Origin of the sequence: Nocardioides mangrovi (genome assembly GCF_020073815.1) — a bacterium.
Taxonomy (GTDB): Bacteria; Actinomycetota; Actinomycetes; order Propionibacteriales; family Nocardioidaceae; genus Nocardioides; species Nocardioides mangrovi.
The window spans coordinates 119,702-132,100 of record NZ_JAIQZJ010000008.1 but is presented as its reverse complement, the minus strand read 5'-3'; the positions used below and the strand labels follow the sequence as shown (position 1 = coordinate 132,100).

General features: G+C 71.6%; 10 protein-coding genes. All 10 read right to left on the bottom strand.

The window, feature by feature from the left end; translation table 11 throughout:
- Positions 1 to 92 precede the first annotated feature (92 nt).
- The 10 genes from K8U61_RS14715 to K8U61_RS14670 all read right to left on the bottom strand — a co-directional run bounded on the left by K8U61_RS14715 (position 93) and on the right by K8U61_RS14670 (position 12,397).
- Positions 93 to 1,052, bottom strand: coding sequence for a LysR family transcriptional regulator (locus tag K8U61_RS14715; RefSeq protein WP_224123789.1), 960 nt, complete (start codon positions 1,050 to 1,052; stop codon positions 93 to 95).
- 18 nt (positions 1,053 to 1,070) lie between these two features.
- The gene (locus K8U61_RS14710; RefSeq protein WP_224123788.1) at positions 1,071 to 3,446 is read right to left on the bottom strand and encodes an aerobic carbon-monoxide dehydrogenase large subunit; all 2,376 of its coding nucleotides are present in this window, start codon (positions 3,444 to 3,446) and stop codon (positions 1,071 to 1,073) included.
- Positions 3,443 to 3,916 carry a (2Fe-2S)-binding protein gene (locus K8U61_RS14705; protein WP_224123787.1) on the bottom strand — a complete coding sequence of 158 codons (474 nt, stop codon included), beginning with the start codon at positions 3,914 to 3,916 and terminating at the stop codon, positions 3,443 to 3,445. The genes K8U61_RS14710 and K8U61_RS14705 overlap by 4 nt, the downstream gene beginning before the upstream one ends.
- A complete protein-coding gene (locus tag K8U61_RS14700) occupies positions 3,907 to 4,800 on the bottom strand; it encodes an FAD binding domain-containing protein (protein WP_224123786.1) in 894 nt (297 codons plus the stop codon). Before K8U61_RS14700 ends, K8U61_RS14705 begins: the two co-directional genes overlap by 10 nt.
- 45 nt (positions 4,801 to 4,845) lie before the next feature.
- Positions 4,846 to 5,760: a cell envelope lipid trafficking protein PgfA gene (gene pgfA, locus K8U61_RS14695; protein WP_224123785.1), complete on the bottom strand. Its 915-nt coding sequence runs from the start codon at positions 5,758 to 5,760 to the stop codon at positions 4,846 to 4,848.
- Positions 5,761 to 5,884: 124 nt separating this feature from the next.
- Positions 5,885 to 6,592, bottom strand: coding sequence for an ABC transporter ATP-binding protein (locus K8U61_RS14690; RefSeq protein ID WP_224123784.1), 708 nt, complete (start codon positions 6,590 to 6,592; stop codon positions 5,885 to 5,887).
- Positions 6,589 to 9,345 carry a branched-chain amino acid ABC transporter permease/ATP-binding protein gene (locus K8U61_RS14685; RefSeq protein ID WP_224123783.1) on the bottom strand — a complete coding sequence of 919 codons (2,757 nt, stop codon included), beginning with the start codon at positions 9,343 to 9,345 and terminating at the stop codon, positions 6,589 to 6,591. Before K8U61_RS14685 ends, K8U61_RS14690 begins: the two co-directional genes overlap by 4 nt.
- 85 nt (positions 9,346 to 9,430) lie before the next feature.
- A complete protein-coding gene (locus K8U61_RS14680; protein ID WP_224123782.1) occupies positions 9,431 to 10,636 on the bottom strand; it encodes an ABC transporter substrate-binding protein in 1,206 nt (401 codons plus the stop codon).
- Positions 10,637 to 10,849: 213 nt separating this feature from the next.
- On the bottom strand, positions 10,850 to 11,788 hold the full coding sequence (locus K8U61_RS14675; RefSeq protein ID WP_224123781.1) for an alpha/beta hydrolase: 939 nt from the start codon (positions 11,786 to 11,788) through the stop codon (positions 10,850 to 10,852).
- A gap of 24 nt (positions 11,789 to 11,812) precedes the next feature.
- Positions 11,813 to 12,397 carry a TetR/AcrR family transcriptional regulator gene (locus K8U61_RS14670; RefSeq protein WP_224123780.1) on the bottom strand — a complete coding sequence of 195 codons (585 nt, stop codon included), beginning with the start codon at positions 12,395 to 12,397 and terminating at the stop codon, positions 11,813 to 11,815.
- Positions 12,398 to 12,399 lie beyond the last annotated feature (2 nt).

Genomic DNA, 12,399 nt, shown 5'->3' with positions numbered 1-12,399 from the left:
GCCTCCTCCACTCGGTCGGCTGGACGCGCTCACTGTGCTCCGCGTCACAGGCGGCCGCAACAGCGAATCAATAGATCGCTTAGCCCGCGGCACTAGCTCCAGAGGGTGACGTGGACGGCCGGCTTGAACCGGCCGTGGGTGACGGCGCGGCCGCGGAGCATGGCCTGGGTGGCGCGGGGGGTGCTGACGAACCGGGACATCTCCTCGGCGGCCGGCGTGGCCTGCTGGCCACCGAGGGTCGAGATGCTCCACGCACCCTGCCCCTGCAGCGCCGGCCCGGGCACCTTGACCAGGGTGCCGGCGGCGAGGTCCTGGGCCACCGCGAAGGCGACCGCGAGGGAGACCCCGCCCCCGCGCTTGGCCTCCTCGACGGCGGCGGCGTGGCTCTGGAAGATCTGCTGGCGCTCCTCGGGTACGGCGATGCGGTGCAGCATCCCCGGGATGACCCCGGTGTCGTCGGCGGCCGAGGGGCCGAGCAGCCAGGTCTGCTCGCGCAGCAGCGCCGCACCCGGCTGGCCGGTCCGGGTCAGCGGGTGTCCGGGGGCGACCACCGCGAGGATCTGGTAGTTGAGGAAGAGCCGGTTGGCGAGCGCGGGGTTCGCCGTCGCCGGGCGGGGTCCGACGGTCGCGTCGACCGTGCGGGTCAGCAGCAGCTGCTCGAAGTCGCGGGTGCGGTGCACGCTGAGCTCGACGTCGAGGTCGTGGGCCCGGTCGGCGAAGAGCCCGATCAGCCCGGGTGCGGAGTACTCGGCGAAGAGCGCGGTGGTCGCCAGCCGCAGCATCCGTCGGCCCGCGCCGGCCTCGCGGACCTCGAGGACGGTGCGGTCCTGGAGGCCGAGCATCTCCACGGCCCGGCTGGCCAGGCGCAGGCCTCCGGGGGTGAAGGCCAGGCCGGACGAGGTGCGGTTGAAGAGCTGGTCGCCGAGCTCCTTGCGCAGCTGGCCGACGTGCAGCGAGACGGCCGCCTCGGACACGCCGAGCTCGGCGGCCGCCGACTTCACCGACCCGTGGCGGACCACGGTCGCGAAGGCGCGCAGCTGGGTGGGCGTCATCGGCACGCCCCGCGGTGGTCAGAACGGCGGTGCGGCACGGCCCTGCATCGCCTCCCATACTCGTGACGGCGTGAGCGGCATGTCCGCGTGGCGCACGCCGTACGGCGCGAGCGCGTCGATCACCGCGTTGACGACCGCCGGCGGCGAGCCCACGGTGGCGGACTCGCCCACCCCCTTGGCGCCGATGGGGTGGTCGGGCGCCGGGGTGACCGTCGTACCGGTCTCCCAGTCGGGCACCTCCAGCGCCGTCGGGATCAGGTAGTCCATCAGCGAGCCACCCAGGCAGTTGCCGTGCTCGTCGAAGCCGATGAACTCCATCAGCGCCATCCCGATGCCGTCGGTCAGGCCGCCGTGGATCTGGCCCTCGACGATCATCTCGTTGATCCGGGTGCCGCAGTCGTCGACCGCGATGAAGCGGCGCACCGTGACCACGGCGGTGCCGGGGTCGATGTCGACGACGCAGATGTAGGCGCCGAACGGGTAGGTGAGGTTGTCGGGGTTGTAGGAGATCTGGGCGTCGAGGCCACCCTCGACGCCGTCGGGGAGGTCGCCCGCCCCGTGGGCGCGCATCGCGACCTCCTGGATCGTCACGCCCGACCCCGGCACCCCGCGCACGTCGAAGCGCCCCCCGCCCTGCGCGGTGCTCCACTCCAGGTCGTCGGGTGCCACCTCGAGCATCCCGGCCGCGATCAGCTGCGCCTTGTCGCGCACCCGACGGGCCGCGAGCACCGCGGCGGCCCCCGAGACCGGCGTCGACCGCGACCCGTAGGTGCCGAGGCCGTACGGCGTGCTGTCGGTGTCGCCGTGGACGACGTCGACGTCGTCGGGATGGAGGCCCAGCTCCTCGGCGATCAGCTGGGCGAAGGTGGTCTCGTGGCCCTGGCCCTGGGTCTGCACGGAGATCCGCACGACCGCCGAGCCGGTCGGGTGGACCCGCAGCTCGCACCCGTCGGCCATCCCGAGCCCGAGCATGTCCATGTCCTTGCGCGGCCCGGCCCCGACCGCCTCGGTGAAGAAGGAGACGCCGATGCCCATCAGCGGCTCGCCCGCGCCGCGGGCCCGGCGCTCGGCCTGCTCGGCGCGCAGCTCGTCGTACCCGGCGATCTGCAGCGCCAGCTCCATCGCCCGGGGGTAGTCGCCGGAGTCGTAGACCCAGCCGGTGCGGGAGGTATAGGGGAACTGGTCGGGTCGGATGAAGTTCTGCATCCGCAGCGACACCGGGTCCCGGTCGAGCTCGGCCGCGAGCATGTCGACGAGCCGCTCGACGAGGTAGACGGCCTCGGCGATCCGGAACGAGCAGGCGTAGGCCACGCCGCCGGGCGCCTTGTTGGTGTGGACGGCGGTCATCGAGCAGTACGCCGCCTCGATGTCGTAGCTGCCGGTGAAGACGCCGAAGAAGCCGCCCGGGAACTTCCGCGGCGCCGCCGTCCCGTTGAAGGCGCCGTGGTCGGCCAGCACGTGGCTGCGGACGGCGAGGATCCGGCCCTCCCGGGTCGCGGCGATCTCACCCTGCATCACGTAGTCGCGCGCGAAGCCGGAGGCGACCAGGTTCTCGGTGCGGTCCTCGGTCCACTTCACGGGCCGCCCGGTCATGATGGACCCGACGATCGCGTGCACGTAGCCGGGGTAGACCGGCACCTTGTTGCCGAAGCCGCCGCCGATGTCCGGGGAGACGACCCGGATCCGGTGCTCGGGGATGCCGGCGAACATCGAGAGCAGCGTGCGGTGGGCGTGCGGCGCCTGGGTGGTCGACCAGAGCGTCAGCTTCTCCTCGATCCGGTCGTAGTCGGCGACCGCGCCACAGGTCTCCATCGGCGCCGGGTGCACCCGCGGGAAGACCAGCTCCTGCCGGACCACGACCTCGGCCCGCGCGAAGACGGCCTCGGCGGCGGCCGCGTCGCCGGTCTCCCAGTCGAAGCAGTGGTTGTCGGTCTTCCCCGGCACGTCGTCGCGGATTAGCGCCGCGTCGGGGTCGAGCGCGCGGCGCACGTCGACGACCGGCTCCAGGAGGTCGTACTCCACGTCGATCAGCTCGAGCGCGTCCCGCGCCGAGTAGCGGTCCTCGGCGACCACGAAGGCGACCTCCTGGCCCTGGAAGCGCACCTTGTCGGTGGCGAGCACGGCCTGACGGTCGCCCGACAGGGTCGGCATCCACGCGAGCCCCCGCTCGGCGAGCATCGCGCCGGTGACCACCGCCTTCACCTTCGGGTGCGCCTCCGCCGCGAGGGTGTCGATCGAGACGATGCGGGCGTGCGCCACCGGCGAGCGCAGGACCGCCAGGTGCAGCATCCCGGGCAGCTGGAGGTCGTCGACGTACCGGCCGCGGCCGCGCACGAACCGCCGGTCCTCCTTGCGCAGCATCCGGCCGTGGCCCATCGGCGTCGTCGTCGTCACCCGACGCCTCCCGCAGGATGCTCCGCGGCCCAGCGCACCGACCGCACGATCGAGGCGTAGCCGGTGCACCGGCAGATCTGCCCGGAGATCGCCTCCCGGATGGTCGCCTCGCTCGGATCCGGGTCGCGGTCGAGCAGGGCCCGCGCGGACATCAGCATCCCCGAGGTGCAGAACCCGCACTGCAGGCCGTGGCACTCCATGAAGCCCTGCTGCACCGGATCGAGCTGACCCTCCCACTCGAGGCTCTCGACGGTGCGCACGTCGTGGCCGCCCGCCATCACGGCGAGGACGGTGCACGACTTGACCGGCTCGTCGTCGTAGAGCACGACGCAGGTGCCGCAGTTGCTCGTGTCGCAGCCCCAGTGGGTCCCCGTGAGGCCGAGCTCGTCGCGCAGGAAGTGCACGAGCAGCAGGCGCGCCTCGACGTCGCGGGTCACCACCTCCCCGTTGACGGTCACGGTCACCTCCATGAGGCGCCGCCCCTCTCCCGCGCGCGCTCCCAGGCGGTGCGGAGCGTACGGCGGGTGAGCTCGCCGGCGAGGTGGCGCTTGTAGTCGGCGGAGCCGCGGCTGTCGGTGACCGGCCGGCAGGCCGACGCGGCGATCCCGCCGGCCAGCTCCCAGGCCGCCTCCGACGGCTCACGTCCGCGCAGCGCCCGCGACACCTCCGGGAGATGCGTGGTGTGGGGACCCACGGCGGCGAGCCCGACCCGCGCGTCGGCGATGGTGGCGTGCTCGTCGAGCCACAGCGCCGCGCCGGCGGCGACGACCGCCCAGTCCCCGGCGCGCCGGTCGACCTTGGCGTAGGCGCTGCTGCCCCCGGGGCGGATGGGAATCCGTACCTCGGTGAGGATCTCGGCGTGGCCGACCGCGGTCTCGTAGGGCCCCCGGTGGAAGTCGTCCATCGGCACGACCCGGACGCCGTCCGCGCCCTGGATCACGCAGCTCGCGTCGAGGGCGGTGCACACCGAGGAGAGGTCCTCGCTGGGGTCCGCCTGGCACAGCGCGCCGCCGAGGGTGCCCCGGTTGCGCACCGGTGGGTCCGCGATCACCCGCTCGGCGTCGCGGAAGATCGGGCACACGGCGGCGAGCGGGTCCGACTCGAGCAGCTCGCGGTGCCGGGTCATCGCGCCGAGCCGCACCTCGGTCGGCCCGACCTCGATGTAGCCCAGCTCGGCGTGGAGGTCGTTGATGTCGACGAGGTACTCCGGGTTGGCCAGCCGGAGCTTCATCATCGGCAGCAGGCTGTGCCCGCCGGCGATCAGCCGCGCCTCCTCGCCGAGGCGTCCGAGCAGGCCGATGGCATGCTCGACACTGATCGCCCGCGCGTACTCGACCGGGGCCGGGACCTGCACGCGCTCGACGCTACCTTCCTCGCCGCCGTTGCGGGCGAACGAGGCTCAGACGTTCGCCGGCTCCTTGGACTCGGCGGCAGCCGGCGGGGCGGCCTTGCCCCGGCGCCGGCCGAGCACCAGCAGGACGATGCCGATCAGCAGGACCGGGATGCCGACGGCGAGACCGACGATCGGGATCGTCTTCTCCAGCAGGTTCAGCGTCGCGATCGCGTCGTTGGCGTCGTCGACGTTGCTCTGGACCTGGTCGTCGGTGAAGGCCAGCTTCAGGTCGAGGATGGTCTCGACGCCCGACGCGATGCGCTGGTCGTGGACCTCCTGGTTGATGATCGAGCCGGTCTTGGGCTCGATGTAGAAGTCGTACGTCGCGAAGTATGTGCCGTTGATGTCGCCGACGAGGTTCACCGGACCGACGTTGGCGGTGTACTCGTACTTGTAGACCTTGAGGCCGTCGATCGAGTCCTCACCGACGTAGTCCGCGTCGACCGCCGCGCCCACGATGCCGTCCCAGACCGGGTAGGTCTTCTTCTGCGCGTCGAAGGGCCACTTGTTCTGCAGGCCCTCCATCTGCGGGGCGTCGGCCGGGAGGTAGTCGCCGTTCTTGACCGTCTCGGCGGTGTGCCGGTCGGCCACGAACTGCGCCGTCTCGGCGTTGATGAGGCGCTTGTCGTCGCCCTTCACGCAGCCGTCGATGTTGCCGTCGTCGTGGACGACGCACAGCGAGGTGTTGAAGACGACGTTCTTGTCGTCGGAGACGTCGGAGTCGACCTTGTTCTCGCTCCACGCGAGCACCGGACCCTCGGGGTCACCGAGCACGGACGCCGTGCCGGAGAGCGCCGTGGTGTTGTCGGTGCCGAGCGGGGTGCGCTCGACCTGGCCGGGCACCCAGGTCAGGCAGACGATGGCCGCGGCGACCAGGAACGCGCCCAGCCCGATCAACAGGCCTGGCAGTACCTTGCGCATGACGCCTCCTCGGCGGTTGTGGTGGAGCGGGATGCGGAGTGGGATGTGGAGCGGGTCACCCGGATCGACCCCGGATTCGACCAGTAATCCGACGTTTCGGCAAGCGACGTGTCCGAATAGTTACTCATGCGGATACTCCCAGGTAGGTTCGCATGAGCTCGGCCTCGTCGAGGTCCGACGCGCTGCCGACGTACGACGTGGACCCGTGGTCCATCAGCACGACCTGGTCGGCCAGGTCGAGCGCGCGCTGGACGTACTGCTCGACGATGAGGAGCGCGATCCCGGCCGAGGCCAGGGTGCGCAGCGACGCGAAGATCTCGTCGACGATCTTGGGCGCGAGGCCCATCGAGACCTCGTCGAGGGCGACGATCGACGGCTTCGAGAGGTAGGCGCGGGCCAGGGCCAGCATCTGCTGCTGGCCGCCGGACATGGTGCCGGCGATCTGGGTGATCCGCTCGCCGAGGACGGGGAACGCCTCGACCGCCTCGTCGACCGCCTCGCCCCGGCGCCACGGCGGCACCTGGAGCCGGAGGTTGTCGCGGACGCTCAGGCTGCGGAAGACGCCGCGCCCCTCGGGGATCAGGCAGAAGCCGTCCTTAGCGCGCTGGTTGGGCGCCCGGCGGTTGGCCACGGTGCCGGCGATGCGGACCTCGCCGCTGGTCGGCCGGACCAGGCCGGAGGCGGTGCGCAGCACCGTCGTCTTGCCGGCGCCGTTGGCGCCGAGCATCGCGGTCACCGTGCCGGGCGCGACGGCGAAGCTGACGTCGCGCAGCACGGTGGTACGGCCGTAGCCGGCGGTGACGCCGGCGAACTCCAGGACGGGGGCGGTCACGGGTGCACCTCCTCGGGGGTCGGGGAGCCGGGTCGGGTGTCGGTGGTGGCCTCGAGGACGTCGAGCTCGGCCTCGAGCTCGTCGCCGCCGAGGTAGGCCGCCTTCACGATCGGCGCCGCCATCACCTCCGAGGCGGTGCCCTCGAAGACCGGCTTGCCGAAGTCGAGGACGTAGACGTAGTCGCAGATGCTGGTCACCAGGCTCATGTCGTGCTCGACGATGAGGATGCCGACGCCACGGTCCTCGACCACCCGGGTCAGCACCTCGGCGAACCGCTCGGTCTCGACCCGGTCGAGGCCCGAGGAGGGCTCGTCGAGCAGCAGCAGGTGGAAGGGGCCGGCCAGGCAGCGTGCGATCTCGACCAGGCGGCGCTGGCCGGTCGACAGGGCACCGACGGTGCGGTGCGCGATGTCCTCGAGCCCGCACAGCGCGATCGACTCGGCGGTGATCGTCGCGACCTCCTGGCTCGCGGAGCGCGAGGCCATCAGGTGGCTGAACGGGTTGGCGCCGGCCCGGCTGGCCTCAGCGCCCATCGCGATGTTCTCGCGGACCGTCATGGAGTCGAAGAGCTCCATCTGCTGGAAGGTCCGACCCAGGCCCTTGCGCGCCCGGGCGGAGGGGCCGAGCCGCCCGGCGTCGGAGCCGTCGAGGACGACGGTGCCGGTGGTCGGCCGGTTGAGGCCGGAGCAGGCGTTGAACGTCGTGGTCTTGCCCGCGCCGTTGGGGCCGATCAGGCCGGTGATCCGGCCGGTCGGCGCCGAGATCGTGACGCCGTCCACCGCGACCAGGCCGCCGAACTGGACGCGCAGGCCGCTCACCTCGAGCGAGCCGGTGCGGACCGCCGGGCGGGTGCTGACGACCTCGGCCGTCGGCGTCTCCGAGGCGGCCTCCGGAGCGGCGCGCCGGACCCCGAACGACGGGATCGGCAGCCGCGCCGCGAACGCGACCATCGCCGGCCGGTAGCCGATGAAGAGGGCGAGCAGGCCGATGATGATCGTGATGTAGCTGCTGGTGTTGTCGCTCTGCGTGAAGACCAGCGGCAGGGTCGGCAGCACGACCACGACGAACGCCGCGATCACGGCGTACCAGGGGTCGCGGCCGAAGCTGACCACCACGGTCACGAAGAGGATCAGCGACAGGATCGGCTGGTAGTTGTCGCCGGTCACGAAGGTGACCGTCGCGGCGTGCAGGGCGCCGGCACCCGAAGCGATGAACGCGCTGAGGCAGAAGACCAGGACCCGGGTCACGTTGATGGAGGCGCCGGCGGTGGAGAGGCCGGTCGGGCTGTCGGTCATGCTGCGCAGCAGCCGACCGAGGCGGCTGCGGGTGACCGCGAGCATCCCCAGCGCGGTGACCGCGGCCAGCGCGACCATCAGGTAGTACCAGCTGGTGTCGTCCTCGAAGCCGCTCGGGCGCGGGATCGTGAGGCCGAGCCCGAAGGACCCGAACATGTAGTCCTCGGCGTAGAACATGTACTGGAGCAGGATCCCGAAGCCGAAGGTGGCCAGCGCGAGGTAGAGGCCGGAGAGCCGGATCGCCGGGATCGCGAGGATCACGCCGATCGGCACCGCGATCAGGGCGCTGAGCACCATCGCGACCCACCAGTTGACGCCGTGGTCGACCGCGAGGTGCGACATCGCGGCGGCGCCGATGGCCATGAAGCTGACGTGCGCCAGCGACACCTGGCCCGAGGTCCGCACGAGGAGCCCGAGCGACAGGAAGACCAGCATGTAGGCGAGGCCCTCGGACCAGTCGTTGACGTTGTCCGGGAAGATCGACGGCACCAGCAGCAGGACGACGAGCGAGGCGATGCCGAGCACGGCCTGCACCGGCCACGGCATCCGCCGGGCGGTCGCGAGGCGGGCCGCGGACTGCCGCTCGACCAGGCGACGCTTGGGCATCACCAGCAGCACCACGAACAGCACGAGGAAGGGCAGCGCCGGGGCGAGGCCGGACCCGAAGCCGTCGGTGAAGTACTTGGTCAGCAGCGCCTGCCCGATGCCAATGGCCAGGCCGCCGACGTAGGTCATCGGGATGTTCGTGAAGCCGCCGATCGCCGCCGCGCCGAAGGCGGTGACGACCATGAAGGTGAGGTTGATGGCGTTGAGCTGCGCGAGCAGCGGCGCGAGCAGCACGCCGCTGGCGCACGCGAACGACGTGCCGATCATCCAGGCGAGCCGGCGGACCCGGACCGGGTCGGTGCCGGACAGGTCGAGCAGGTCGGCGTTGTCGACGACCGCGCGCATCGCGACGCCGGTGCGGGTGACCCGGAAGAAGAGCCACAGCGACACGGCCGCGATCGCGGTGATCGCGATGATGATGAGCTGGTAGCCGCGGACGATCGTGTCACCGACGTGGAAGGCATGGGTCGGCAGGAACTGCTCGACCTGGCGGAGCTGGCCGGTGCCCGAGCCGTAGGCGACGCCGAGGGCGGCCTGGACGACGATCAGCACGCCGACGGTCGCGGTGACCCGGCTGACCAGCGGCGCGTCGGTGAGCGAGCGCGCCAGCAGCTCGAAGCCCAGACCCATGACCGGTCCGAGCACGAGGACCGAGATGACGGCCGCCAGCGGCCAGCTCATCCCGTGGGTCACGGTGAGGGAGTAGTAGAGGAACGCGGCCACGGCCGCCGTCGCACCGTGGCCGAAGTTGAAGACGGCTGAGGTCTTGTACGTGAGCACCAGACCGGTCGCGGTGAGGCCGTAGATCGAGCCCGTCACCAGTCCGGCGATCAGGTAGGGCAGCAGTTCCACGCTCGGGGCTCCCTCAGCATGTTGACGTGGCGCAAGGACGTGCGTCGACGGGGTGGCCGGTCCCTCGGCCGGCCACCCCGGTCGACTACGAGACGACGGCGGACGACGCCTTGAGGATGGTGTCGATCAGGTCGTCCGGTGCGCACTTGGTCTTCAGGCCGTCCGGCTCGGTGAACTTCCCGTTCTCGATGCCGAGCGTGTAGTAGCAGTTGATGATGGTCGGCTTGCCCTCGGTGTAGGTGATCGGGACGGTCAGGCCGTCGAGCGTCTCGTCCTTCATCTGGTAGAGGCCGTCCTTGATCGAGGCCGAGGTGACCTCGTCCGTGCCACCCAGCTCGACGGCCTTCTTGAAGAGCTGCACCGCGATGTAGGAGTTCATCGGCAGCGGGCCGTTCTCGTCGCCGAGGTCGGGCAGGTACGTGGCGAGCATCTCCTGGTAGGCCTTGGTGCCGGGGGTCGAGTCGTCGATGAAGGGCACCGTCGTGCCCGCGGCCAGCATCCCGTCGAAGGCGGGGTACTTGAGGAAGGAGCTGCGGACCGTCGCGTCACCGGTCACGACCCGGGAGCGCAGGCCCTGGTCGTAGCAGGAGTTGGCGATCTTGACGACGGCCGGGCCGTCGGCGGCGATCTGGTAGCTGTCGACCTTGCCGTCGATCAGGGCCTGGCAGGCGGCGGTCCAGTCGCCACCCGTGGTCGACACCTTCACCGTCACGGGCGTCTCGACGCCGAGCATGCCGCCGAGCAGCTCCACGAAGGTGGGCAGCTGGGCGCACTGGGGCGACTCGGCGCAGTAGAGCGCACCGGTGGAGTCGCCGACCGTGCTGGCGAGGTCCATCACGCCGTACGCCATCGCGTAGAGGTTGGCGCCCGTCGGGAAGAAGTCGGGGTTGGTCACGTAGGGCACGTTGACGTTCAGGCCACCGATGACCGGGACGCCCTTCTGCGCGGGGTACTGCTGCCACTGCTGGTCGGCGTTGTTGGTCTGGCCGACGATCGCGACCACGTGGTCGTCGTCGATCAGCTCCTTGACCGCGGCGACGCCGTCGGCCGGCTCCGGCGTGATCTTCGTGACCAGCTTGACGGTCTTGCCGTCGATGCCGCCGTCGTCGTTGAGCGCCTTCACCGAAGCCGCCATCACGTCGGTCATCGCGCTCTCGGCGCCGAGGTAACCGATCACGATGGTGTTGGGGTCGCTCGTGGCGCCGTCCCCGCCGTCGCTCGTGCTGGCGCAGGCTGCCATCGTGGGCAACACCAGGGCGGCTACGGCCACCGCGATCCTGCTAGTCCGCATCTCTTCTCCCTCTTGTGACCGACCCCACACTCCGGGCGGCGTCAACGTAACGATTCCGGCGCGGCCGGCGCGACGTTTTCGGACGATCTGCTCGAATCGTGACCTCCAGCGGAGCTCCCCGTCCGCCCGTGCCGTGGGTCACACCGAGATAAAGTAGAACGTGTTCTCGTCGGCGGCAAGGCTAATCGCCGATCCTTTGGACAGGTGTTCAGATCACCGGGTCGATCCGCGGGTGAAGGCGCGGGTCAGCGCAGCCAGCGTGTCGTCGCGCATCCGGCGTACGACGGGGGCGTCCTGGACGATCTGCACCCCGTGGAACGTGCCCGGGTACTGGTGCAGCTCGACCGAGACGCCGGCGGCCAGCAGCCGCTGCGCGTAGGTGATGCCCTCGTCGCGCAGCGGGTCGAGCTCGCAGGTGACCACGTGGGCGGGCGGCAGCCCGGCCAGGTCGTCGGCCCGCGCGGGGGCGGCGTACCCGTCGGCCGGACGGCCGCCGAGGTAGAACTCCCACGACCGGATCGCCTGCCCGCGGCTCCACAGCGGCATCGCGTCGCCGGCCAGCATCGACGGCGTCTCGAGGCGGTCGTCGAGCTCGGGCACGTCGAGCGACTGGAAGCAGAGCGCCGGCCCGCCGCGGTCGCGGGCGAGCAGCGCGACGGCCGCGGCGAGGCCGCCACCCGCACTCTGGCCGTGGACCGCGACCCGCGCCGGGTCGACCTCGTCGAGGTCGGCGAGCAGCCGGAGGCCGGCGTAGCAGTCGTCGAGGGGGGCGGGGTAGGAGTGCTCCGGCGCGAGGCGGTACTCCACGCTGACCACGACCGCACCGAGCTCGCGAGCCAGGTCGACGCACACGGCGTGCTCGAGGTCGACGTTGCCCAGGCAGAAGCCGCCGCCGTGGAGGTGGAGCAGCCCGGGCAGCGGACCACTGCGGCCCTCGGGCCGGAAGACCCGCACCGAGGCCGGGCTGTCGTACGCCGCGAGGGACGCGTCCTCCACGAGCACGCCGGTGCTGTCGACCTCCGCGCCGCCCGCGAGCGAGGACAGCATCGCCCGGGCTCCCTCGAGGTCGTCGAGGCTGTCGCCGAGGTCCGGCAGCAGCTCGATCATCGGCACCAGGTCGGGGTCGAGGTTGGGGAACTCGGCGGGGTCCATGGGGGCTCCTGTCGGACGGGCGGCTCAGGGTCGGAAGGCGGGCTCGAGGTAGGTCCCGAGATAGGCGTGCAGGGCCTCGTGGTCGTCGGCGTCGACTGCCCGGCCGGGCACCCCCACCAGCGAGACGAGCACCCGGATCACCCACTCGGCGGCCGTGTCCAGGTCGAGGTCGGCGCGCACCCGGCCCCGGTCGCGCGCGGCGCGGAGCATGTCGACCCAGAAGTCCGAGAGGCCCGGCACGATCTCGTGCACGTAGGTGCCGACCACCTCCGCGAAGGCCTCCGGCTCGGCCTCGGCGAGCTCCAGCGCGAGCGGCCCGAGCGGCGCCCTGCGGGACAGCAGCACGGCCTGGGTCACCATCGTCGCCACGCCGTCGTCGATGACGGCCGCGATCCGCTCGCGCGCGTCGGACCAGAACTCCTCGTCGCGGCGGATCAGCGCCGCCGACAGCAGCGTCGACTTGTCGGGGAAGAAGCGGTAGAGGTACGCGCGGGACACCCCGGCCTCCTCGGCGACCGCCGCGACCGACGTACGCCGGATGCCGTCGCGCCGCAGGCACGCCTCGGCGGCGTCGAGGATCCGCTCGCGGACCGTGGGCCGGTCGGTCATGA